This is a genomic window from Peristeroidobacter agariperforans, assembly GCF_004138335.1.
Classification (GTDB): domain Bacteria; phylum Pseudomonadota; class Gammaproteobacteria; order Steroidobacterales; family Steroidobacteraceae; genus Steroidobacter; species Steroidobacter agariperforans.
In genome coordinates, this window is record NZ_RYFW01000004.1 from 415,951 (window position 1) to 439,715 (window position 23,765).

Here is a 23,765-nt window from a genome sequence, read left to right on the forward strand (position 1 = left end):
ATGACGCTCAAGCTCGATGAGCTGATTGCGATCGACGTACACACGCACGCCGAGGTTTCCTGCCGCTGCCCGATGGACGAGGCGTGGCAGGAATATGAGCAGGCAGCGAACGTGTACTTCAAGGCCGGCAGCCGCCGGCCAACCATCGCCGAGACGGTGGCTTACTATCGCGAGCGGAAGATCGGGCTGGTGATGTTCACGGTCGATTCCGAACATCAGATCGGCGCGCGCCGCATCCCCAACGAAGAAGTGGCGGATGCGGCGCGCGAAAATGCCGACATGATGATCGCGTTCGCCAGCATCGATCCTCACAAGGGTCGGATGGGCGTGCGCGAGGCGAAAGCCCTGTTGAAAGACGGCGGCATCCGCGGTTTCAAGTTTCATCCCACCGCGCAGGGCTTCTTTCCTAACGACCGGATGGCCTATCCGCTATACGAGGTGATCGCCGAGCACAGGCTGCCGGCGATCTTTCACAGCGGCCACTCAGGCATCGGCACCGGAATGCCGGGCGGCGGCGGACTGCGCTTGAAGTACTCCAACCCGATCTATCTGGACGACGTCGCCGCGGACTTCCCCGAGATGAACGTCATCATCGCGCACCCGTCCTGGCCGTGGCAGGACGAGGCGCTGTCGGTGTGCTTGCACAAGCCGAATGTTTATATCGACCTGTCGGGGTGGTCGCCGAAGTACTTTCAGCCGCAGTTGATCCAGCACGCCAACAGCCAGCTCAAGCACAAGATGCTGTTCGGCTCGGACTATCCCCTGATCACGCCCGAGCGCTGGATGAAAGATTTCGCGGAGGCCGGCTTCAAGCCCGAGGTGCGGCCGCTGATTCTCAAGGAGAACGCGATCAAGGCGCTGCGCTTGAGGTAGCCTTCGTACAGTCGCATGCGTTGCATCCCTTGTCGAACACGACGCGCCATGTGCCGTCCGGCTCGCGGCGCCACACTGAATTGAACGTTCCGACGCGCTTGCCTTTGGGATCCAGGATGGGGCCGCTGCTATGGGCTAGCGTGCCGGAGTCGACCACTTCGACGGTTTCGGGTGCCCAGGAGAACGGCGGATTCGGACCGTCGAAGTACGCCTTCCATGCCGCCGCGATTGCCGCTTTTCCGCGGGTTGCTTTGTCACCGTCAAAGAACACCGCGTCCTCCGAGAGATGTCGCGTGAACGCGGCGTGATCGCGAGCCGCCATGGTGGCTGCAAATGCCTGCTCTGCATCGCGTACCTCTTTGGTCAATGCTGTGCGATCGGCGGCAGCCGCACCGGCGAAGGCGACCAGAGCGATGAAGCAGGTCAGTGAAGTCTTGAGGCTCATGCGCATGTCCTGAACTGGGGGAGCGAGCGAACGATACGCGTAAATCTGTCGCGAGCAAGTGAGCGTTGGTACGGGCGGAGCGCCCATTTCGCTGGGAAGGCCAGGATGCCCAGATGCTTAGAGTATGAGAATGCTGCTGGGAGTCGGCAGCCGCTCGGCTCTGCGTGACCACGTCCGCCCAGCGTCTTCGGACACATATAGGGTCCCACCCTGATCGGCGAGCGCAAGCGTCGAGGCGTGCGTCGCTATGCAGGCTGTATCGACGATGCCCTCCAGCCATTTCGGCAGTCCTGCGCCGACCGGTAACAGCGGACCCGATCCATCCAACGGACGGCGATAGATTCCACCGTGTGCAGCGAAGTGACCGTCGGATGCGGCAACGATGGCATCGCCACCCGCGAATGCGACCGCCGAACAGTAGGGCGCGTGCAAGCCTTCTTGTTCCACGCTCCATGTCTTGCCGCCATCGCGGCTGATGCAGAATCCAGTGGCGGCCGCGGCGATGACGATCTCGGGGCGACTTTCGTGAGCACGCACCTCGTGTACGTCTTCATCGATATTGATCGTCGGTTGCCAGGTTGCGCCACCGTCCGTCGAGCGGGGGATGCCGCCGACATGCACGTTCGCGAGAAGGGCAGCACCGTCGCACGTCGCGGCCATGGACCGGATGCCCAGCGGCGGGCCGAGCAACTTGCCATCGATGAGCGCCGTTCCCGCATACCATGTTTCACGCCCGGGCACGGCGGCGAACCCGGAAAGCGGATCGAGATTGCCGCTCGCGCCGAGACGCAACACCTCTGCACTCTCAGTGCCGACGTAAATCTCGCCCGAAACAGTCGCGATAGCTGCAAGCTCGGATTCGCTCACGGCGAGCGTGCGCCACACGCCGGTAGCGCTGCGCTGGCGCAGCGTGCGCCCGCCAACGACTGCGAGAGCGCCACCATCGCCGTCAGGCGCCAGTCCTCGCACCGGCTGACCTTCCAGTTCGTGTTCCGAATTTGCGCCGGAGATGACGATCAAACCGTCGCTCCAGGTTGCCACGAGCACAGTCGGTGTAGCCATCGGAACCTGCTCCTGACCCTGAGGAGAAAGGCCACTGAGCATACCTGATCCCGGTCCGAGCAGACTGCGCGAAAGCCGGCGTAGCGACGACGAATGTTTGATGCTTTCAAAAATTGTCAGGCGCAGGCCGTAGGCCGAGTCGCGGCAATGCTCGATACGCTGTCGCGAGAACATCTATATGGTCGGAACGGCGGGTATCCAGCGGTTCCGCCGTGAGTTTGACGAGCCAGGCACCGGCCGGTGTCCTGTAAGAATGCGGAGTCAGCGCTGCGTGTCGGGCTTCATCCGGAAAGCCAAGAAAGGTACAGGTCGCGGCAGACCAATAGTTCAGCCAGCCAAGATACATCGGCTGAGTCGGGACCGCCGGCCCGGTGTACGTGAAGTCGGTCAGCCGCGGAATGCCTCTTTCGAGAAGCGTCGGATCGGGCTGCGCCGTCGACGTGTCGAACTGAGTTGCGCGCAGCGCCTCGTTTCCGTCCGGAACGACCGCCGCGTGAGAGGCAGCCGACGCGTCACCGATTTCGACGAGCAGCTTCTCGCAAAATGTCCAGGGCGCGTCGGGAAAGTCCACGGTCATGCTGAGCAGTCCAAGGTCGTGCCGGTGGATGCGTCCGCCGAGCGCGACCCGGCCATCGTCGAACATAGGGCCGCCGCCTCGGCCGCGCACAGATTTGCCATTGTGCAGGTGGAACCAGTGCATCTTGGTCCGGGCGCGCTGAGCCAGGTATTTGCGCCGATCGCTCACCGGAATGTCGGTGCCAGGCTCTTTATAGGACGATGCCAAACAGAGCTTCTGGCCCGGAAATGCCCGTTCGACGACGTCGCACGCGGCCGCGAGACGATCGGCAAGCGTGTCTCGCTGCACCGGGACCTTGAAGGTCACGAAATAGCGAGAAATGTTTGCCATCTGGATTCTGCTCAGCATGCAATCACCCGCGGAAGACGTGCCTTTGTGGATCAGGGCGTGGTCGGCAATTGGTTCCCCAACGCTTCCAGCTTCGGCTGGACAGCCATCGCCACTTCATACGCTGCACATTCGTAGCGCACCTGTGCGCCTCCGGCGGAACGGCTTTGCTGCCGCTCACGACACTTCGGCGTCAGTCTGGCGATGATGATTTCATTGACGGAACGGTACTCTTGCAACGGAGGCCCGGCCGGCACGCCGGCTTTGACGTTAGCGACCAGCACTATCGGATAGATGACGCCCAGGGCCAGAGCGACGGCGGCGCCGGCACTGGTGGACACGTCTTCGTAATAGATCCTGGCATTGATACCGCATTCCACGGCGCTGTTCACCAAAGGGGGCAGCATGATCTGGGACTCGAGCCCCTGGACGCCAAAGGCGAGCGAACGGGTGCAGGCGCTCACGTCCAACGGGTCGATCGAATGCCTGCCCAGGTACTTTCCGCCGCCGATCCGCTGCGTGATCTCATTGATCTGGCCGTCGGCGGCAGCGATGGCCGCATACATCTCCTGCATTGCTTCCTTAACGTCCGCTGTGGATGCGCCGGCTCCGATCTTCTGCACCACGCCGATAGCTTGTTCTGCTATGCCGACGATCTGGTTGATCTCACTGAGAGTCTTTGGCGGTGGCCGCGAATCGCACGCTGTGAGCGTCAATGCCGCCACGAGAATGAATGTGCGCATGGAACCTCCGTGTCCTCGACATATTCGATGTCGGCGCTAATTAGCCGTCTTTGCTGTCGCTCGAGTCAAGCGTCTCCCGGCTTGGACACTATCGATTGAGGTCGTGAGGTCGCCGCGTGGTCCTCACAGCAATTGCAGCTCCCGAGGCGGATCGACCCGGCCGGTCACATATTCCTTTGTTGAACGAAGGCCATCCTTCAGGCCACGGTACGTGACGAGGTCGTAGGTTTCGTCGTAGGGACACCAACGATACTCCGCATGTTCCACAGGATTGAGCTCAATGCCCTCCGCGCTCACTTCCGCTGCGTACACGGAAATGATCTGCATGCAGTCGAATCGGCGGTTGTAGATGGTGTAGACATGCTCGGCCGCCCACACGGTCTTCGGCTCGAGACCGAACTCTCGCAAGCGTCGCGCGATTGCCGGAACGATCCGCTCCGACGGCTCGGTCATTTGACTTGGCACTTGCCAGAAACGCCCGCCGTTGAACCAGCGATCCGCTTTCTCCTGCGACGTGTAAAGCAGCAGGTATTCAACGCCGCGGGAAGGTGTGCGTCGGAACACCCACACGTCGAACACGTTTGGTTGAAGCTCCATCGGGCACCTCGTGCGGAGTGGCATCGCGCCCGGCGATCTTACTTCTTGGACGGCCGGAACGGCCACACCCAGGAGACGAGCGGGCCGACCTTACGGGTTTGAATCCAGACGCGGCCCTGGCCGGAGAAACGGCAGACGAAGCCTTCGCCTGAAAAGAACAACGATTTGTAACCGCCGACCTTGGTGACGTTGTAGCTCAGCCCGGCGGTGAACGCGACGATGTTGCCGGTGTCGACCACGTACTCGCCGCTCACGTCGATTTCGATGATGCCGCCGTAGCTGCTGAACCACAGGTCGCCCTGGCCCTGGCAGCGGATGAGGAACAGGCTTTCACCCGAGAAAAATCCTTTCACCAGGCCTTGCCACTTGCTTTCCACGGCAACGCCGCTGGTCGAGGCGACATAGGCGGAGTTCTGCAGATAGATTGTTTGATTGTCCAGATAGACGTGACGCAGATCGCCAGGCGCGCCCGGCGCGATGCCGATCTCGCCCGGTCCGCCTTGGGCGGTGAACTCGTTGATGAAGATGGATTCGCCGGTCATGAAGCGGCCCAGGCCGCCGCGCAGGCGAGTCTTCATCGCGAGGTTCGTGTCCATGGTCGCCATCGCGGAGGCTTCCACTTTCAATGTTTGATTCGCGGGAATCTGCACGCTCAGGAACGCGTAGTCGGGCTGACCCTGAACGCTGAATTTCAAACCGCGCGGATCGGGAGCCAGAGTCTTCGCTGCAGCATCGGGCGAAACTGGCGTAATGTTGAATTGCGCTGACATGAGTTGTTCCTAGCGTGAGCGAGCGCGCAGAGTCGGAGTCAGCGCCGTGCCGAAGCTGCGCTGATTGTTCGATTGACACCAGACGGTGCCTTTGCCGCGGAACTTGCAGACCAGTCCTTCGCCGCCGAGGATCGAGTGCAGCCAGCTGCCGCCGGCCTTGGTGAGCGTGAACTGGAGCGTCTCGTTGAATGCCACGATGTGGCCGGTATCGACGATCAATTCGCCATCGACCGGCTGCTCGTAGATGGCGCCGAACGAGTTCAGCAGCACTTTGCCGGTGCCTTGCAGCTTGACCCAGAACAAGCTCTCGCCCGAGAGCAGCGTCCGGAAACCCTGCCAGCCCACGCCGACTTCGACGCCGCTCTCGCAGGCCACGAACGAGCCGCCCTGCACGATGAGGCTCTCGCGTTGCAGAGTCATGCTCGTCATGTCGCCGGGCAGCGGCGTGCCGAGCCACACTTCCGAGCCCGCGCGGCGGGATTCGAAGTGATTTAGAAACAGCGACTCGCCGGCGAACCAGCGCTTCACCGTCTTGGTGAGGCTGCCCGAGCCGCGCTTGTGAGTCGTGGTCGTGATGCCAACGTCGGCGCTCATCGCGATCATGGCGCCCGCTTCGGCCGTCACGCTCTCGCCGGCGTCGAGCGTCAGCTTCGCAGCGCTGTTGCCGGGCCGGTGTACGACTTGGATGTCCATCGTTCAGCCCCAGAGTTTCGGATTGAGCCAGCCGGTGAGCCCGCTCAGGCTGCGGGTTTGAATGACGATGCGGCCCTTGCCACAGACGCGCGTGACCAGACCTTCGCCGCCCATGACGCTGGAGATGAGTCCGCCGGCGAGCTGCAGCTTCAGTTCGATGCCAGGCTCGTAGGCGACGAGATGGCTCGTGTCCACGATGAATTCGCCGTCGATCTCGCGTTCGATGAGCGCGCCATAAGCGCCGTACCAGACCTTGCCGGGGCCGGTCACCGAGATCTTGAACAGACCTTCCTTCGCGATGAACGACACCAGTCCGGCCCACTTCAGGCCGATCTTCACCGTCGGTTCGCACGCCAGGAAAGCGCCGGGCTGCAGATAGTAGGACTCGCCCGCAGCGAGTTCCTTGCACTGCATGTCGCCGGGCGTTGGCTGCACCAGGGTCAGCTGCTTCGGGGCCGATGTCTCATTCTGAAAGCGATTGATGAAGATCGACTCGCCGCCGAACAGGCGCCGCGCGATCGCGCCGAACAGACCGCCGTTCAGTTGTGTGCGCATGGTCAGATCGGCGGCCATGCTGGCCATGGCGTCCGACTCTGCAACGATGGCTTCGCCCGGCGCCAGCGTCACCTGGAGGTGCGCAAACGCGGGGGCTCCATCAATCTGCGTTTTCATTCACGGTCTCCTGCGAAGGATGCTCGGCTTGAAGTTCACGGACGCGACTCTTGAGCGCATTGAATGTCGCGCTCATGTCCCGATAGGGGCCTTGCTGGCGGGCCGCCTTTTCGCGCATACGCTCGATGCGAGAGTCGGTGGTTGGATGCGTAGCTAGAAATTCGGGCGTTTCCGTGAGCACCGCGCCAGCGCCGTCGCCGACCTGCTCGCGGACCTTCGCTCGCGTTTTTTCTTCTTCGGCCTGCACCTTGTCGAAGAAGGTCACCATGCCGCGACCGTCGATGCGTGCACGTTGCAATAGTTCGAACCCTTGCTCATCCGCCTCGTTCTCGAAGCCGCGCGAATATTTCTGCGACAGCAGGAACGGCGCGGCGCTCGCCAGCGTGGCCAGCAAGCCGCTGGCATCGCCCAGTGCGGCCTGAACAGTCAAAAACAGTCCGGTGGAGGCAATGAGATTGCGCGTGCCGTGTTGGGAGCTGACATGCGAGATCTCGTGAGCCAACACGCCCAGAACTTCTTCCGCAGAATCGGCTCGCAGCAGCAGCTCCGAGTTGACGACCACATAACCGCCGGGCAGCGCAAATGCGTTCAGCGAAGATTCGCGCGCCACGTAGAAATGAAACTCATAGCGCGAGTCCGGCAGCGCTTGCGTCAACACGTCCGTGAGCTCGGTCAGCAGTTTGGCGGTCTGCGGATCCTGGATGATGTCGGCCTGCACCTGGTACTGGCCGAACGCGGTCTTGCCGAGCTGTTCCTCCCAGGAGGCGGGGATCTGCCGGGCGGCGACGCCAGTGAGCCAACCCATGTTGAGCAACAGCACGACGGGGATTGCAACCAGCACCGCAAGGATGGCAGCAAACACTGCCCGGTTATGCACTCGCTTCCGGCGCATCGCGCCCAGTGCGGCCGTCAACTCCGGGTGAGCGGCCAATACCGGATCGCGCAGGATCGCTTGATCGCTGGTGTAGATCGACCAGTCTGGAAAGTCCGGGTGTGCGATGAAGACGATGCGGTCGCTGGCGCCACCCAGCGTGAGCCGCGCGCCCGCAAGCGGCATCGTCACCGTGTGCGCGTCGCTACGGAAGCAAAAGCCAGCCGCACTCACGCTCAGATCGCCGGCGGCGCGACCTCGAGCGATGCTTTCGTGAAATGCATGAGCCTGATAGAGCGACTCGGACATCCGCTGTGATCGAATTCCGCTGATTTTTATAGTGCAATCTGCCGCGGGCAATGTAAGTTAAAGGCGAGCGCGCCAGCAAGGCCAACAGTTGCTCCGGTTCACAGTTCTACAATCGCGGCCGCCGGTTCGATGAGTACGACGGCGTCGGAAGTTCCTGTCTCGTTACGGCACTCGGATCGGAGCGACAATCCGGTTCGAGGCGGACCGCGTAGCCCGTCTCCGCATCGCAAAATCGTGCAGGAGAACTGTCATGGCTTATGCAACGACCGTAGAGGACTTCCTGGAGCGGAATCACCTGGCGCACGAACTCGTGGAGCATGCGCCCACCGGCAGCAGTCTCGAGTCCGCTCGGGTGGCTCATATTCCGCCTCAGCAGATTGCGAAAGGCGTGCTGTTGAATGCAGACGGTAAATACCTGCTGGCCGTGACTCGGGCCGATTGTTATCTCGACCTCGACGAGTTGCGCAGGCAATTGCAGCTTTCGGTCGAATTGGCGCCGCGCGAGGACGTGGAGAGCGTGTTCGAGGATTGTGCGCTGGGCGCCGTGCCGCCGTTGGGGCCCGCCTACGGCATCGAGAGCGTTTGGGACGAGCAGCTCATGTCGGAGCCGGATTTGTACTTCGAGTTCGGCGATCACAGGCACCTGGTGCACGTACGCACTCGGGACTTCCTGGCGCTACTCAATAGCGAGCGGCACGGCTCATTCAGTGAGCCCATGCTATCGAGCCTGGGCCTTTGGGGGACGGCATGAGCGCGGATCGCCGACATATGAGATAGTCCGCGGCATCGTTGTCGAGGGACCATCATGAGCATTGGCGGATCAAGCATCGGGGCGGAGCTCGCTACCCTGAAATCAGACTATGCCCTGCCTCCGCCCATCAGCCGCGATGAGCGGCTCCAGCGGATCGAGCGCGCGCGGCGTCTCACTCGCGATGCCGGCGCGGATGTGCTGATCATCAACGCTGGCGCCAGCCTGCGATATTTCACCGGTGTTCCGTGGGGAGCCAGCGAGCGCCTGGTTGCAATGATTCTGCCGGTCGACGGTGACCCAGTGATGGTTTGTCCCGCGTTCGAAAGCGGCTCACTGGAGGCCGTGCTCGAAATCGCGACTGACGTGCGTTTGTGGGAAGAAGATGAGAATCCGTTCGCGCTCGTTGCTTCCGCATTACGCGGCATGCGCGCGAACGTTGCAGCGATCGATCCTGCCCTTCCGTTTGAAATGGCAGGACGACTCTCCGCTGAGATACCGGCGCTGCGACTGCAAGACGCATCGTCGGTCGTCAACGGTTGTCGCATGTACAAGTCGGCTGCAGAGCTGGCGCTCATGCAGTACGCGAAGAATCTGACGCTCGAAGTCCACCGCCGGGCAGCGCGCATTCTGGCGCCAGGAATTTCGACGGGCGAAGTTCGTCGCTTCATCGAGGATGCGCATCGCAAGCTCGGCACGGCCGGCAGCACGTTCTGCATCGTGCAGTTCGGCGAAGGCACCGCCTATCCGCACGGCTTGCCGGGCGAGCAGCAGCTGCGTGAAGGCGACATCGTTCTGATCGACACCGGGTGCAGCGTCGAGGGCTACAACTCGGATATCACGCGCACCTATGTGTTCGGCAAAGCGACCGACGAGCAGCGGCGAATCTGGGAACTCGAACATGCGGCGCAAGCGGCGGCATTTGCGAGCGCCCGGTTGGGCGTCGAGTGTCAGGCTGTCGATGCCGCCGCGCGCGGGCTTCTCACCCGCGCAGGGCTGGGGCCGGATTATCGATTGCCGGGTCTGCCGCACCGTACTGGTCACGGCATCGGACTGAGTATTCACGAACCGGCGTATCTGGTGCGTGGGGATCGTACGCCGCTCGCCCCTGGAATGTGTTTTTCCAACGAGCCGATGATCGTGATCCCCGGCCGCTTCGGCATCCGGCTCGAGGATCACTTTTATATGTCCGAGCACGGGCCGAAGTGGTTCACGCAGCCGTCGCCGTCGATCGATGCACCGTTTGGCTGACCCTACAGAGCCACGAAAGCAGCGGCTGCCAGCAGCGTCGGCACCGCTGCGCCGAGCAGGAGCCCGCCTGCGCCAATGGTTTCATCCGCGAAACCGCGCTTGAGCAGCGCCACGCCGGCGGGGTTTGGAGCGTTCGCGATCACGGTCAGTCCACCGCCGGCGACCGCTCCGGCGACGAGCATGTACTTCGATTCGTCGCTGATGCCCGAGATCAAAGAGCCGAGATAGGTGAGCGCTGCGTTGTCGGTGATCGCGGTGAGGCCAAGCGCGCCGCCGAACAACGCGAGCGGTTCCAGCCCGGACACGATGGGTTGCAGCCACCAGCGCTGCATGCCTCCTAACAGCACCAGGCCTGCCAGGAAGAAGCTCACGAGCAGGGCTTCCCTGATGATCAACGGACTCTGGTGCGCGTCGTAAGCCTGCGTGAATCCCAGGAACATGAGGAAGAGCCCGAGAAAGACGATGGGATGGTGCGCAAAGATGACGACACCGGCCAGAAACAGAATGTGTGCGAGCACGATCACTGCCGGGATTTTCGGCCGTGGCGCCGAGGTGTCATCGGCAACTGGTTGCAGATGATTGCGCGCTACGAAGGTAGCGATCGTGGCATTGATGAGCACCACCAGCGCTGCTTTCCAGCCTAAGTTGAGCAACATGAAGGTGCTGTCCCAGTTCCAGGTGGATGCCACCATCAATACTGGCGGCGCGGCGTAAGAGGTGAGGGTGCCGCCAATGGAAACATTCACGAACAGCGCTCCCAGAGCCAGATACTTGACGCGCTCTGGCACGTGCCGCTGAAACAATTGCGGGGCGAGCATCAGCGCCGCGATCGTCATCGCGGCGGGCTCGGTGATCAGCGAGCCCAACAGGGGCACCATCGCAAGACTCAACCAGGCATGCGCCAGCGGCGTCGGCACCGGCAACAAATGCGCGGCCGCGCGCAGGCCCGTTTCGACGGCGTGCAGGATCGGTCGCGAGGCCGCGATCACCATGACGACGAATACGAACATCGGTTCGGTGTAGTTGCGCGACTCTGCGTATGCGATGGCTTGGGAGCCGCCCGCCGCCATGGCTACGCAGACGATCAGCACGATCGCCCACAAGCCGAATACGACTTCTACTTCGCCCAACAGGTGAAAGAGCCCGGAGTGGCGCGGCGAATAGGCAGCCGCTCGTTCGAAGTGTTTGACGGAGAACGTGTGAAGAAGCGCCAGAGCAAACAACACCGCGGCGATCTTCTGAAGCAGAGGGTCGGATTCGATAGTCATGCGCGCAGCCCAGCCGCGCGGCGGCCCGACCTGCGCATCAACCTGTCGCGCGACCTGGTTCGGCGACACCCGCGCGCATTCTAGCAGATCGATCGCGTCCGGAGATGTCACTCACTGTTGCTCATCACGAGCGGCAGAATCCAAACGAAACTCGCTCCTATGACATAGGCCGCAGCCGCAAGCCAAAACAGTGCGGAACTGACTCGGCGCAACCGCGCGCACGCCTTGGCGGCCAGCGGTTCGGTCGGGCAGGGTAGATGGGCTGCACGCCGTAGCACGAACCAGCTCAGGATGAGCATCGCGCCCGCAATGCCGAAGACCAGCAGTTTGTGTTCACTCAGCCATATCAGCTGAGGCACGGCCGAAACCAAGCCCACGAGCACGGCCCCTGCGCCTAGCGAAACCAGCACGGCCGGCAAGACGCAGCAGACTAGTGTCGCCGAGCTCGCCAGCAGTGCGGCGGCAGAGGCGCCGACGGATCTCTGCAAAGTGATGTTCACTTTTTGCCTTTCAACGTCGCACGCACGTCTGCCATCGAGCGCTGTGTACGCTCGATCGCTTTGACGTCGTATCCCGCATCGGTCAGCGCCTTGCGCAGATCGGCGTCGGGGATGTCGGCGCCTTCCTTCGTGGCCACAGCGACGAGCCGGTTCTCGAGACTCACCAGGACATCGGCGGTCGCGGGATTTTTTCGCAAGGTTTTCTCGATGCCTTGAGCACAGAAGCCGCAGACCAGGCCGTTCACCGTCATCTCGATGGTGGCGGCCTGCACGTTGCTGACGAGCAGTGCAAGCGCGAACAACAGCTGTGAGGTTTTCATTGCAGTGATCCTAAAAGTTGAACATGAGCATGGCCTGGACTTCGCCGTCGAGCGTCGCGCCGGCCTCCAGCCACGCGTTGTGTTTGAACAGCCGAACCAGCGCGGCCCACTCGGTCCCGTCGAACAATTCGCCGGTGTATTCGCGAGCTTGGATGACGAACCAGACGGCCAGGGTTTCGTAGTCGTGTGGGTACGGTGCGATGCCCAACTGCAGAGTGTCGATTCGGTGACTGAAAGCGCTGGCGTCGTAGTAGTCGGTGCGCAGCGATGCGTAGACACGCCTCGTTTCATAGTCGAGCTGGCCTCCCGCGTTCCAGGTCAACTGGTTGTCGCCGGTCTCCCCGATATGAGCCCGGCCCAGGCCGCCCCAGACAAAGACGTTGGCCTGTGCCGACTCGAAGTTCCAGCGTTTCGGCAGGTAGTTGAGGCGGAGATAGGTGATATCGCGGGTGTCGCCGTTCTCCGCACTGTTCAGCGAGAGGTGTCCGCCGCCCAGCGAATATCGAAAGGTCGGCGCATAGAACGCCTGAATCTCAGTCATCGTGCCGGCGCCATATTCGGCCATCACGGTCGTGCCATCGGCGAATGCAATGGGCTTCGCCGCTGCGCTTTCGCAAGCGGCAGCCGCGACCAGCGCCATCGACACAGCGAGGCGCCCGGAGTGAATGCTCATGGGGCAACTCCAACAAGTAACAGAACGCCCGGCACTACGTGCCGTTGATGGTTACGAGCTCGGAGTTACGCGATCGGCGGTGGAACGAGAGGTGCGTAGTTCGGGCCGGCAAATACCGGTGGAACAAACGTCAGGAGGGCGCCGGCAATGGCCAGGCGAACAGGGTCGAGGACTACCTGCGGAGCTTGGAGCGCGGAGCACTGAGCAGTGCAGCTCATGCTGGCGGTTCCGCCATCAGGGCAGCAGGCGCAGTCTTTGGTCGCAGCGTCGTGCCCCGCGCAATGCTGCTCTTGTCCGTGATCGACAGACACGCTGCCGCCGACGGCCACCACGCCTTGCAGTAGCAAAGCGATGAAGAGCATCAGATTGAAGGCGAGGCGGCGCATAGAGTCGTCCGGAGTGTAGAACGAGCGGAGCTGCGATCCAAGCTCTGCAGCGCCGCCATCCGCGTGGACTCCGGATCAAGTGTCCTGGCGTGACATCGCGCGCTTCAATAGAAGCTCGGCCACTGCGTCGCGCGCCTGGGTCTCGGTGGTTCCGGGAGGAAATTCGAACACCTCGTCAGCATCGAATGGATTCGCAAAGCGAACCGGTTCGCTCTCGGCGAGCTGCTGAGGTGCCGGCCATTCCGATTGAGCTATCCGTTGCGCAGTGTTGGCTACGGGTGAATTTGCGCCATCCGAACTCGTGGCTACGTAGGTTGCCCCGGCGAGCCCGACAGCAGCGATCAACGAAAGGGTCAGCGCTGGTTTTCGCGGCGAGGCGACTTGCGCCGGTTTCGATGGTGGCGCCGAGCTCGTTGCAGGCTTGTCGACATGCTCGAGATGCGAAAGCGCGAGCAAGTCTTGTGCGCTCAGCTCAATCTCCGTGTCTGTCTCATCGATACGAGGAATCACACCTGCCGATTCGCTCATGACGCTTCCTCCTTCGGTTCGCAGCACCCAGCGACGGTCCGGGTCGCTCGGGCTGCATGAGGGATACACGCAGCGTCGGCTGGAAAAGTTTCCTGAGCCGGCACAAGGAGGCGACGATGTGTGATCGGCGTCACAATTAGTGAAAACATCCATGCACTATGACAAATGGAGAAGACCCGATGCCGCTCCAGAAGCGACAGCACGCGGGCGTCGGGTGAGTGTCACGGAGCGACCGGGCGGATCATGGCGAACGAAGCCGGACCCGGTTTGATGCCGGCGACCGCGACGTAGCGAAGCGGTCCGCCGGGAGTAATGGCATCGAACGGGTAGCAGGTGAGCAACGTGATCGTGGCGTCCACATTCTCATCGAACTGCAGACGTTCGTGACGGGCGTCGATGATGTGAGTCTCGCTGAGCTGGAAACGCCACTCGCGGCCGTCGACGGTTTGTATCGCGAATTCGTCGCCGGGTTGCAGGTTACGAAGAAACGCGAAGTGGGTATCGCGATGACCCGCCAGCACCGTGTTGCCTTCGCCGATAGCGGCAGTCCCGTTCACGTAGCCCGGGCCGAACGCAAGACTGCGGCCTGACGCATCGGCGAGCACGTACAAATCGACGTCCTTGTCGATCACTTGCAAGCGTGCGATTGGCCAGGTATCCGCCCAAGGCCACGGTTTAACTTCACGCTCGCCTTCGAGCGTGCGCGTCCATGCGGAGGCGATCAGTTGCTGAGCCAGCCATGCCTTTGCGTGAATGTATGTACCGCTGGCAACCTGCCACACGCCGAGTGCAGCGACCGCGACGATCGCCATCCGAGTCCAGTCTCGTTTCATTGCGGTTGGCGCCGCTGCAGGCGACGTTCTCGCAGTTGCCAGCCGAGCGCGATGAGCAGCAGCAATGCACCTATTGCGAAGTTGAGCTGCGCAGGTGTCGCGGTGGATGGGACACCCTCGGCCGGCCAATCGAGACCGTGCGGTTTGGTGTTCGGAATGCGTCGGCTGTGCAGCGATTCACCGTCAGGGCGCGCCGGCGTGCGATCGACGGCGACGAGGCTCGTGTAGTTGGAGACGAGTTGGTATTGCAGGGCCAGCGGCAACACACTTCCTCGGATCGAATCATCTGTCGCGCCGTTGGCGCGCGAGTCCATTAGATCGCCAATTCGATTGCGTGCCCAGAGCGACGCCACACCAGTCCGCGGCTGCATGCCGTTGAGCGAGATTTGTCGTGTCCAAGTGCCGTTCGTGCGGCCGCTGATGCTCAGCATTCCCTTTGCAGGAGACTGCAGACGAGCCGTGACGACGATGGGTTCACCTGCGTATAGGTCGCCGATACTCGCGGGCGCATATTCAGGGACTACGCCTGCTGGCCAGCTGAGCTCGATGTCCGTGAGCACGGGGCTCGTCAGCTTGTTCAACAGGGCGGTCATCTTGTTCTCGACCTCGTCGATCGAGCCGATATATGTGAATGTCCCGCGACCGGTGCGCGCGGCGCTGCGCAGAAAATGTCCGTTAGGCGCAGAACCGATTCCGACCGTGAACAATCGTGCGGACCGAAGTTGTTGACGTATCGCGAGCATGAGCTGGTCTTCGTTACCTACCGCAGCGTCAGTGATGAAAATCACCTGGCGCAGATGTTCTCTGGACGCAGGCATCGAGAGTGCCGTCAGCAGCGCGGGCAACATCTCAGTGCCGCCGGTTGCGTGTAGATTGCTTACGTAGCGCTGCGCTCGCGAGAGATTCTTTTCGGATGCGAAGACGGGCTCGTCGAACAACGCCTCGTGCGCCGAGTTGAACTGAATCACCGTAAATCGATCGGCCGGCTGCAGGGTACTCAAGCCGTTCGCCAATGCGGCGCGCGCCTGGTCGATGGACGCGCCGCTCATCGAGCCGGAGGTGTCGATGACAAAGATCACCTCTCTCGGCATGTTGATTGGCCGGGTGTCCTGCGGCGGCATGAACATCAGCAGCACGTGCTCGCCTTGGTCGGTCGGCTCCCGAAACAGCGCGATGGTCGGCTCGCTCTTCACGACCGGCACCCAGCTCAGCTCGAAGTCGCGATCTGGCGGCGATTGCTGATTACGCAGCTTGATCTCTGCGCCATGCTCCGTCGCACTGACGAGAATAGGGTGATAAGGACTGGTGATCTTTTCCACCGGCGCGCCGGCGTCGATGTCGATCGCCATGCTCACGCTCTGGCGCTGCGGATCCGCATGCGCCAGCTGCGGTTGCAGATCGCCGAGGGCCGCCGTGTCATCGCTCGGAACTGCGAGCGTCATCGCTGCGATGGGTGTCTCGCTGGTGAGTTGGGCCTCGGGGTTCGCGCTCACGCCCGGGACATAGCGCGGCGTGATCGTGAGCGGGAATCGCAGGCTGTAGCGGCCGGCATCCTGGCCGACAATCTGCAAATAGCTGATCACGATTTCGATGGTCTCGCCGGGGCCGATGTTGGCGACGGCTGTGCGGAACAGATTCGGCCGCTGCTGATGCACGACACTGGCCCGCTGACCCTGTTGGCGAGCCTGTTCGAAGATCTTCTGCGCCTGCTGCTTCTCTCGGATCTCACCAATGATGATGCGTTCGCCGACCTTCATGCGCAGCGTGTCCACCGCCGAGTGTTCCGGCAGCGGAAAGGCGTACAGACCTTCGACCCACGCATCGCTCTCATTGTGAAAACGTTGCGAGACCTCGACACGCGCGACAACGCCCGACACCTTCATTCGCACGGCGGTTTCCATGCGTGGTGCATCGATGGTACGTCCTTGATCGTCTCGCAATGTCAGCGAGCCGCTGCCGAATTCCTGCTCGAAAGTCTGCGCTTGCGCGATCGATGCGAAGCTTTGCAGGATCCAGATATAAAAGAGCACGGCACTCGACTGCCTCGCTTTCGCCCAGAATCGTGGCTGCCGTTGCTCATTCTTCCTCTGCACGATGCCTCTCCCTTGGGTGACTGGCCGTTACTACAGCCGTCAAAGGCGTCGTCATGAGGCGTCGGGCGTGCCGGAGTGCCGATGGATCGTGGCGAATTGTGGCAACTCATCGGCGAGTTGCAGGGAACATCGCATCCGACCGTATACTCCAACTTCCATCGCGAGCCCCAGAGGACCTGGACCATGACGCTGTCCGTCGCTCGATTAGGGATGAATCTCCTGCTGTGCTCCGTGGCGATTCCCGCCATCGCCGCCCAGTCTGAACAAACATCGCCGCCCGGCGCGGTCCCGCCTCCGCCCGCAGCAACTCATGCTCCGTTGACCATTGTTGAGCACAGCAGCTCGAACGTATTTCGCGAGGTAGACCCGAGTGCTTCGGGTGGCGTGCCGGCAGCGGACGAGCAAGGAGCAAAGGCGCAGAACAGATTCAGGTTCGTTACCGGCGAAGAAGCGAACGAATATTCGCGCCGGTTGAAGGAGCGCCTCACGGATCCAGAGCAGCGAGCGGCATTGCGCGCTGAGCAACGAGCTGTGCTGATGTCGCAAAACGCCGGGGTAGGGCGGTTGGTCGGGCTCGATCCGGCCACGGAGCAGAAGTTGATCGAGTTGCTGACGGACCAGCAGATGGAGCGGCTCGATCAGGTGCATATGCAGCCGCGGCCGACCGTCCCGGATCTGCAGCAATATGCGGACCAGGCCACGCAGCGTATGAACGCGTTGCGCGACCTGCTCGGCGACGAAAAGCTGGAGCGTTTTCGAGATTTCGAGCTGAGCCAAAGCGAGCGCCACTGGGTCAGCCGGCTCGCCGCGCGGCTTGCGCCTGCGTACAAGTTGCAACCGGATCAGGAGGATCAGCTGACCGCGCTCAAGCACGAGCAGTTCCAGACATCTTCCGCTGCGATGGAATCGTGGCGTGTGTTCCGCCGTCCCCTCGGTCAACTGACCTCGCTCGAAGAGATGCAGCGAGAATCCCAACGACAGTCTCGTATCGCGAATGAGAATTCCTGGCGCAAGCGGCAGGTAGAGAACCCGCTGCTGGAGCAGAAGGCCGCGGCGTTCCTGACGCCCGTGCAGTTGGCCGAGCTCTCCAGGTATCACGCGGAGGAGCAGGACACCTCGCGGCGTTACGTCGAGTCCGCAAGAGCGGAGGCAGGCCTGGATCCGAAGATTCCGGAGCAGGCGGAGGTGGCGGAAGAAACGCCGAAGCTCATCGAAGCCCAGTTGCAGATCGAAGTGAGCTTGACCGTGAACCGGGAGCCGGCGACGGTGACGCGCACGGTGCGCAACGGAGAGTCGTTTACGTTCGAGGTCGCGCAGGGGTTGACAGTGGAAGCGACGCCAACGATGTATGGCGACGATTGGATCGAAGTGCACCTGAAGTACTACGAAGACCGCACCAACGGCCGGCGTCGCCTTTCGGGTGGCAGCATCTCGGTTGCTCAGGCCAGACAGCCTGATGGCTCACTGTCCAGCGGCGGTAGCAGTGGAACAGTTATCACGGGCCGCAAGGGTTATGCGGTCGAAACGAAGGTCAATGCCAGGGTGCTGTGACGCTGTTCAACCCAGGGCGCGAAGCTGTGAACGGAAACAACATGGTCGCGCGCACGATCCGCTGGCGCTGGATCGCAGCGATCTGGTTCGCTGGCGGGCTGTTCGAGGCCAGTCAGGCCGTGCTCATCATGCGTTTCGGCGAAGGCAGGCGTCACGCATGGCTGCCGTTGTTCATCACTGAACTGGCCATCTGGCTGCCGTGGGCGCTAGCGACGCCATGGGTCATCAGCCTCGCGCGGCGCTATCCCATCATTCGCGGCACGACGCTGCGCACAGTCGCCGTGCACGTCGCCGCCTTCATCGCCATCAGTGTGGTCGTCGAAGCCTGGTCCGCCGCGCTGCAGGTGCTGTTCAATCCCTGGGGTAATCGGCGCCCGCCGACCTTCTGGGACACCTGGAGCATCGCGCTGCTCTACCAGATCCTCATTTTTCTGATCGCGTACGTGCTGATCCTGACCATCACATATCTGATCGATTCGCGAGAAAACATTGCGCGCCAGATGACGGAGACCGCACGACTCAACGAGGAGCTTTCGAAAGCTCAGCTGGCCGCGCTGCGCCGTCAGATGGAGCCGCATTTCATGTTCAACACGCTCAATTCCATCGCGGCGCTGGTGCGCGATCGTCGTAACGACGCGGCGGTGAGCATGATCGTCGGACTCAGCGAATTCCTGCGTCGAGCGTCGGAAGACTCTCATCGGCCGCAAGTGACCTTGGGCGAAGAAGTGGAGTATTTGCAGCGCTATGTGGACATCCAGAAAGTACGCTTCGGAGCACGTCTGCACGTGAGCGTAGATATCCCGCCGCATCTGTTGGACGTGCCCGTCCCGAACTTGCTGTTGCAGCCCCTCGTGGAAAACGCCATTAAACATGGCATTGGCCAGCGCGCGGCGGGAGGTACGGTCCGCGTTGCTGGCGACCGCAGAGATGGCAGCCTGTACTTGCGGGTCTACAACGATGGTCCGAGCTTTCCGCAGGATTGGGAAACAAATAGTGGCGGCGTCGGGCTCGCCAACTTGCGCACCCGCCTGCGGATCCTGCACGGCAGCGCCGCTGATCTCGCGATGGCGTCTAATGGAGCGGACGGCGTGGAAGTCATCATCACCTTGCCGCTGCGGAACGCGTGAATGACGCTCGCCGCGCCGATACGCGTCCTGGTGGTCGATGACGAACCGCTCGCCCGGCGCAACGTGACTGTCTTGCTGCGCGGTGACTCCGAGATTGAAGCAGTGTCGGAATGCGGATCCGGCGCCGAAGCGATCGAAATTATCGGGCGCTGGCAACCGCATCTGGTGTTCCTCGACGTGCAGATGCCCGAATGCGGCGGCTTCGATGTGCTCGAACTGCTGGGCACGGAATTGCCACCGGCGATTATTTTCGTAACTGCGTATGACGAGTATGCGCTGCAAGCCTTCGAGGTCGGCGCGCTCGACTATCTGCTCAAGCCATTCGATGACGCACGCTTCTACCGTGCTTTACAGCGCGCGAAAGGCAAGCTCGCGCACTACGCGGCCGAGCCCCCGACGCGGCGGCTCGTCGTCAGATCCCCTGGCCAGCTGCTGTTCCTCAATGTTTCGGACATCGATTGGATCGAAGCTGCGAGCTACTACGCTTGCGTCCATGTGGGCCGCGACACACATATCCTGCGGCGGACGCTGTCCGAGCTCGAAGGCGACCTGGGCGACGGCTTCATCCGCATTCACCGCTCGATCATCGTGAACCTCGACCGCATCCAGGGCATCGAGCTGCAGAGCGCCGGCGAGTACGAAGTGGTGCTGAAGTCGAGCGTTCGATTGCGATTGAGCCGGCGATTTCGCAAGCGGCTGCAGGAGCGGATGGGCGCGATGGCGGCGCCGAGTCGATAGAAGCTCGCCAGCGAGTTCTCTCATGGCATGTCCCTGAAAAGTGTGAAAAGGAGCGCCAAATATCGCTTCTCGCTACGGCACTATGCGCGCGGCACTGCACGCCGTTCACGGAGGAGCCTCGCGATGTCACCAACCCGCCAAGCCGTATTCACAGCGATCACGCTCGTGCTGTGGGGTGCTCCCTATTCGGCCCAGTCCGCCGAGCGAATCCAAAGCAGTGGGACTCCCGCAGCTTCGCAATGGCCTGCGGAGAATGCGATCTCTGGTGTGACGGTAAAGCCCAGCATGGACGGCGACTGGTTGCTGGAGTTCGATTGCGCGTTCGTCGGCAAGCCGCCGGCCAAGTTTCGCGTCGACCTGCTCATGAAGTCGAGCACTGGCGAGCCAGTGCTCAGGAACATGGACAAGCCATTCCCGGTGCCAAAGCCGGGGCGGCACCACTTCAGCACAGCGCTGAGCTATACCGGTACAGGTACGTCCACTCAAATCGTAGTCTCCTTGGTTCCGATCGGCCACGAATCCGCAGCGCTGGCCTCGCATCGCGTCGACCAGGTCATCCAGTGGCCCACGCAGGATGAGATGGACGTGCGCTATGCCACCAATGCCATCGATAACGGCAGCAGCGCAGCCACCGAGGAGGCGCGTGAGAAGCTCGAGCTCGTGATTGCCAGGAATCCGAACTATGCGCCTGCCTATATCGAGATGGCGCGAGTCGCGATGAGAACGAACTGGAGTCCGGAGGGCCTGCACCACGCCGAGACTCTGCTCGACTCGGCTCTAAAGCTCAGTCCGCAGAGCTCGGACGCGAAGATCCTGCTCGGCTACGTCTACACGCATCAGCGTCGTTTCGGCGAGGCCGAGAAGCAATTTACCGATGCCGCGCGCTCGAAGCCCCTCAACCTCTGGCTCTGGACCAACTGGGGCGAGATGTTGGAAATGCAGGGCAAGGTCGACCCAGCGATCGCCAAATACCGCGAAGCCGTCACGCGGCCGCTCGGAACAGGCAAGTCGTATCGAGCAAAGGAGATGGCATATACATTCCTGCTGAAACGGCTACAGGAGCGCAAGGACGCCGATGGCCTGGAAGCGCTGTACACACAACGCATGCGCGAGTGGGGCGTCGCCAGCTGCTATGACCTCGAATACGCGCGGTTCAAATTAGAAATGCGGGGCGACGCTCGGGGTGCGATGGATCTGGCCCGCGGTGCGCTCGAGTTGAACTGCCGAGGAGGTCAAGCTCGCCAGATTCTGGGACTCGCCAACTACGTGCTGTGGGCGCAGGGCACCGCGTCCAGCGCCGAAGCGCTCAATCAAGCCCGCATCTTCCTGCCGCCCGGCCCGACGGCTCTCTACTTGCTCGCACGCAGTGATAGCGCCTTCGTGGCTGCAAAGAAGCTGGTCGCCGCCGGCACGCCCATCGATCAGCTCGACAACGAGAAGATGACTGCGCTGGCCCTCGCTCTGCAAGACAACGAGCTCGACGCGGTAGAACGATTGCTCCGCCTGGGCGCTCGCCCCGAGACGCCGGTGAGCTATGTGGAAATTCCAACCGCCCTGTGGCCCGTGACAAACGGCAACCTCGAGGCGATCCGCATCATGCAGCGCGCGGGCGTCGATTATTCGAAGTTGATCTATAGGGGCATTACCGCATACGAGTACGCGAAACAGATCGGAGACAAAGAGTTGCTCGAGGTGCTGAAGCCGGGAACGCTTGCCCTGTAGACACCTCCCTCATTGTTGCAAGTAAACTTCCAGTAGCGTCGTGCACGAGGGGGGAGTGCCATGCTCACTGGGTCTTGCCACTGTGGCGCCGTTCGGATTCAGGTCGCGAGCAAACCTCGGCGCCTCACGAGCTGCAACTGCTCGATCTGCCGCCGCCATGCGGGCTTGTGGGGTTACTACCAACCCAGCAAAGTCAAAATCACTGCTCGCAAGGCAGACATCGATCGCTACGCCTGGGGTGACAAGTGCCTTTGGCTGTGTAGGTGCGCAACGTGTGGTTGCGTGACGCACTGGCAGCCAACCGCACGGGCCGGGAACAGGATGGGCGTCAATTTCCGCAACTTCGATCCCTCGGTAATCGAGACCACGCGGGTTCGGAGACTGGATGGAGCCAAAAGCTGGAAGTTTTTGGACTAAGCGTTAACCGGCGACGGCGCATCGACGCCACTGGCCGGCTCGCCGTTTATCACTTCGGGACGGCCGACCCCCTGCAATCGTGCTAGTGGGGCAGCGGGCCGCCCAACTCGGAGGAAACTCACATGGGACTTCTAACCTTCACTCTCAACGTCACCCTTGACGGCTGCGTCGACCATCAGGAAGGCATCGCCGACGACGAGACACACGCCTTCTTCACTCGCCTCATGGGCGAGAGCGGGGCGATGCTCTGGGGCCGCATCACCTACGAGATGATGGAGAGCTACTGGCCAGCCGTCGCCCGCGGCGACGCAGAGGCGCCACCGGCCATGCGCGAGTGGGCGGTCAAGCTGGAGGCCAAGCCGAAGTACGTCGTGTCGTCGACCCGAAGGGATTTCCCGTGGACCAATAGCCACCACATCGACGGCGACCTGCGCGCAGGCGTACAGAAGCTCAAGGACGCGACCCCGGATGGCGTGCTCCTCTGTAGCGGCAAGCTCGCGACCGAACTGGACCGGCTGGATCTGATCGACGCATACAAGCTACTCGTCCACCCCAGGATCGCCGGCCACGGCCCGACCCTGTACCAGAGCGGGCTGCCTAGCACGCGACAGCTTGAGTTGATCTCGGCGAGGCCGCTCCGCAACGGCGTGGTCGCGATGCACTACCGGCGCGCGCGCTGACATCGGAGTAGCAAGTCGGTGACCAGGTTCGACGCATTGTTGAGGTTCTCCGTCTTACCGGTCACGGTGCTAGTGGCAGCGCTCCTGCTCGTACCTTCCGTGAAAGGTCAATCTCTCGACGAAATGGCGGATGACGTCCTTCACTCTGACCTGCCGATCTTTGGGCATGGCGCCGACAATGAATGGCCACAGCATTTCTATGATGACGACTCGTTTGGTTGCACAAGCCGCGTAGCTTTCGGCGACTGGGTCTTCCGGAAAAGTGGCGCCGAGGTTGAAGACGACGTGCTGTGGTACCGCTTCAGCAACTACGGCGTATTCCACTGCTGGGCTAATACCTTCCGCGCGTCAGAGCGCGCAGAGCTCGATGGCGCAGACTTCTATCCGTCATTCTTCGTGTTCCTCGGTGGCACGCACGTCAATGGAAGTGATATCGAACTGTGGACAGTTCAGATCGGCGCGAGGCCAGGGAGTGATTATCTGCTGCTTTCCCGTGGCCCGGCCGAGGGTGTAATTGAGAAGTTCAATGTTCTTCAGGTCGCGTGTCCTCGAGAAAACGTGCGAGATGCAGGTTCGCTGGACATTCTGTTAACGCGCTACTGCGCTGTAAATTCGCGAGACGAGCTTATTGGTCTCGCTCGTCGCATGGCGCAGCGTCCTCCGCTCGGGGCTCTTACGCGAGTGCCGGTCGATGATGAGATAGAGGAAGACGGCCGTGAATAGGGTTGTTGGTCGCACACTTTTGCGTCCAGCCGGGGAGTCCGGACCGGTCGAAAGACGATGGTTTGAGGCCGGCGATCGCTCAAGCCTCGGCGAGTTATTCACCTCGAGTTCGCTGGTGCGTCGTTGCCAAAGTCACTTGCGTGGGCCGAGGTTGTTCAGTAGGACTGCGTAACTCGTGGAATGCGAGGAATTGGATTGTGGGAAGGGAGGGACTCGAAAACTCGACCCCGATTCGTAGAATTCGTAAGTTACGGAATTGTGGTTGGAT

The 23,765-nt window shown here is 61.8% G+C and carries 27 protein-coding genes; 10 read left to right on the top strand and 17 right to left on the bottom strand.

The window, feature by feature from the left end:
• The gene (locus EK373_RS27630; protein WP_129647832.1) at nt 1-873 is read left to right on the top strand and encodes an amidohydrolase family protein; all 873 of its coding nucleotides are present in this window, start codon (nt 1-3) and stop codon (nt 871-873) included.
• Here EK373_RS27630 and EK373_RS27635 read toward each other — a convergent pair.
• The 9 genes from EK373_RS27635 to EK373_RS27675 form a co-directional block, all read right to left on the bottom strand.
• Nucleotides 851-1,318: a YybH family protein gene (locus EK373_RS27635; RefSeq protein ID WP_232831294.1), complete on the bottom strand. Its 468-nt coding sequence runs from the start codon at nt 1,316-1,318 to the stop codon at nt 851-853. The genes EK373_RS27630 and EK373_RS27635 overlap by 23 nt on opposite strands.
• A 117-nt stretch (nt 1,319-1,435) precedes the next feature.
• Nucleotides 1,436-2,380, bottom strand: a complete 945-nt coding sequence (locus EK373_RS27640) for a WD40/YVTN/BNR-like repeat-containing protein (RefSeq protein WP_157994565.1) — start codon at nt 2,378-2,380, stop codon at nt 1,436-1,438.
• 106 nt (nt 2,381-2,486) lie between these two features.
• Nucleotides 2,487-3,305: a DUF5953 family protein gene (locus EK373_RS27645; RefSeq protein ID WP_129647838.1), complete on the bottom strand. Its 819-nt coding sequence runs from the start codon at nt 3,303-3,305 to the stop codon at nt 2,487-2,489.
• A 32-nt stretch (nt 3,306-3,337) separates the two neighbouring features.
• The gene (locus EK373_RS27650; protein WP_129647840.1) at nt 3,338-4,027 is read right to left on the bottom strand and encodes a hypothetical protein; all 690 of its coding nucleotides are present in this window, start codon (nt 4,025-4,027) and stop codon (nt 3,338-3,340) included.
• Between the two features lie 123 nt (nt 4,028-4,150).
• A complete protein-coding gene (locus EK373_RS27655; protein ID WP_157994566.1) occupies nt 4,151-4,624 on the bottom strand; it encodes an NUDIX domain-containing protein in 474 nt (157 codons plus the stop codon).
• A gap of 38 nt (nt 4,625-4,662) precedes the next feature.
• A complete protein-coding gene (locus EK373_RS27660; RefSeq protein ID WP_129647844.1) occupies nt 4,663-5,394 on the bottom strand; it encodes a TIGR00266 family protein in 732 nt (243 codons plus the stop codon).
• A gap of 9 nt (nt 5,395-5,403) precedes the next feature.
• Entirely contained in the window at nt 5,404-6,087 is a 684-nt protein-coding gene (locus EK373_RS27665; protein WP_129647846.1) for a TIGR00266 family protein, read from the bottom strand.
• 3 nt (nt 6,088-6,090) lie between these two features.
• A complete protein-coding gene (locus EK373_RS27670) occupies nt 6,091-6,759 on the bottom strand; it encodes a TIGR00266 family protein (protein ID WP_129647849.1) in 669 nt (222 codons plus the stop codon).
• On the bottom strand, nt 6,743-7,939 hold the full coding sequence (locus tag EK373_RS27675; RefSeq protein ID WP_129647851.1) for a M48 family metallopeptidase: 1,197 nt from the start codon (nt 7,937-7,939) through the stop codon (nt 6,743-6,745). The genes EK373_RS27670 and EK373_RS27675 overlap by 17 nt, the downstream gene beginning before the upstream one ends.
• Before the next feature lie 250 nt (nt 7,940-8,189).
• On the opposite strand from EK373_RS27675, the gene EK373_RS27680 reads away from it, so the two are divergent.
• Together EK373_RS27680 and EK373_RS27685 are read left to right on the top strand one after the other, a co-directional pair.
• On the top strand, nt 8,190-8,690 hold the full coding sequence (locus EK373_RS27680) for an aminoacyl-tRNA deacylase (protein ID WP_129647853.1): 501 nt from the start codon (nt 8,190-8,192) through the stop codon (nt 8,688-8,690).
• Nucleotides 8,691-8,744: 54 nt separating this feature from the next.
• The gene (locus EK373_RS27685; protein WP_129647856.1) at nt 8,745-9,938 is read left to right on the top strand and encodes a M24 family metallopeptidase; all 1,194 of its coding nucleotides are present in this window, start codon (nt 8,745-8,747) and stop codon (nt 9,936-9,938) included.
• Nucleotides 9,939-9,940: 2 nt separating this feature from the next.
• On the opposite strand, the gene EK373_RS27690 is transcribed toward EK373_RS27685, so the two are convergent.
• From EK373_RS27690 to EK373_RS27725, 8 genes are all read right to left on the bottom strand, one after another.
• Nucleotides 9,941-11,206 carry a putative Na+/H+ antiporter gene (locus EK373_RS27690; protein WP_129647858.1) on the bottom strand — a complete coding sequence of 422 codons (1,266 nt, stop codon included), beginning with the start codon at nt 11,204-11,206 and terminating at the stop codon, nt 9,941-9,943.
• Between the two features lie 107 nt (nt 11,207-11,313).
• Entirely contained in the window at nt 11,314-11,583 is a 270-nt protein-coding gene (locus EK373_RS27695) for a hypothetical protein (protein WP_232831296.1), read from the bottom strand.
• Between the two features lie 119 nt (nt 11,584-11,702).
• The gene (locus EK373_RS27700; protein WP_129647862.1) at nt 11,703-12,026 is read right to left on the bottom strand and encodes a heavy-metal-associated domain-containing protein; all 324 of its coding nucleotides are present in this window, start codon (nt 12,024-12,026) and stop codon (nt 11,703-11,705) included.
• A 10-nt stretch (nt 12,027-12,036) separates the two neighbouring features.
• Nucleotides 12,037-12,699, bottom strand: a complete 663-nt coding sequence (locus EK373_RS27705; RefSeq protein ID WP_232831298.1) for a hypothetical protein — start codon at nt 12,697-12,699, stop codon at nt 12,037-12,039.
• Between the two features lie 65 nt (nt 12,700-12,764).
• Nucleotides 12,765-13,085 (bottom strand): hypothetical protein, encoded by a 321-nt coding sequence (locus EK373_RS27710; protein ID WP_129647864.1) that lies wholly within the window; start codon nt 13,083-13,085, stop codon nt 12,765-12,767.
• 75 nt (nt 13,086-13,160) lie between these two features.
• Nucleotides 13,161-13,613, bottom strand: a complete 453-nt coding sequence (locus tag EK373_RS27715; protein WP_129647867.1) for a hypothetical protein — start codon at nt 13,611-13,613, stop codon at nt 13,161-13,163.
• 221 nt (nt 13,614-13,834) lie between these two features.
• Nucleotides 13,835-14,446, bottom strand: a complete 612-nt coding sequence (locus EK373_RS27720) for a class GN sortase (RefSeq protein WP_129647869.1) — start codon at nt 14,444-14,446, stop codon at nt 13,835-13,837.
• Entirely contained in the window at nt 14,443-16,539 is a 2,097-nt protein-coding gene (locus tag EK373_RS27725) for a marine proteobacterial sortase target protein (protein WP_129647872.1), read from the bottom strand. Before EK373_RS27725 ends, EK373_RS27720 begins: the two co-directional genes overlap by 4 nt.
• A gap of 81 nt (nt 16,540-16,620) precedes the next feature.
• Here EK373_RS27725 and EK373_RS27730 point away from each other — a divergent pair, with 81 nt between their 5' ends.
• The 7 genes from EK373_RS27730 to EK373_RS27760 all read left to right on the top strand — a co-directional run bounded on the left by EK373_RS27730 (nt 16,621) and on the right by EK373_RS27760 (nt 23,497).
• Entirely contained in the window at nt 16,621-18,090 is a 1,470-nt protein-coding gene (locus EK373_RS27730) for a hypothetical protein (RefSeq protein WP_129647874.1), read from the top strand.
• A gap of 41 nt (nt 18,091-18,131) precedes the next feature.
• Nucleotides 18,132-19,217 (top strand): sensor histidine kinase, encoded by a 1,086-nt coding sequence (locus EK373_RS27735; RefSeq protein WP_198683697.1) that lies wholly within the window; start codon nt 18,132-18,134, stop codon nt 19,215-19,217.
• Complete coding sequence (locus EK373_RS27740) at nt 19,218-19,955, top strand: LytR/AlgR family response regulator transcription factor (RefSeq protein WP_129647877.1); 738 nt, start codon at nt 19,218-19,220, stop codon at nt 19,953-19,955. It abuts the gene before it with no gap.
• Between the two features lie 123 nt (nt 19,956-20,078).
• Nucleotides 20,079-21,677: a tetratricopeptide repeat protein gene (locus EK373_RS27745; protein WP_157994567.1), complete on the top strand. Its 1,599-nt coding sequence runs from the start codon at nt 20,079-20,081 to the stop codon at nt 21,675-21,677.
• Between the two features lie 60 nt (nt 21,678-21,737).
• Nucleotides 21,738-22,094, top strand: coding sequence for a GFA family protein (locus EK373_RS34550; RefSeq protein WP_129647881.1), 357 nt, complete (start codon nt 21,738-21,740; stop codon nt 22,092-22,094).
• A gap of 122 nt (nt 22,095-22,216) precedes the next feature.
• A complete protein-coding gene (locus EK373_RS27755) occupies nt 22,217-22,774 on the top strand; it encodes a dihydrofolate reductase family protein (RefSeq protein WP_129647884.1) in 558 nt (185 codons plus the stop codon).
• 99 nt (nt 22,775-22,873) lie between these two features.
• Complete coding sequence (locus tag EK373_RS27760) at nt 22,874-23,497, top strand: hypothetical protein (RefSeq protein WP_129647886.1); 624 nt, start codon at nt 22,874-22,876, stop codon at nt 23,495-23,497.
• Nucleotides 23,498-23,765 lie beyond the last annotated feature (268 nt).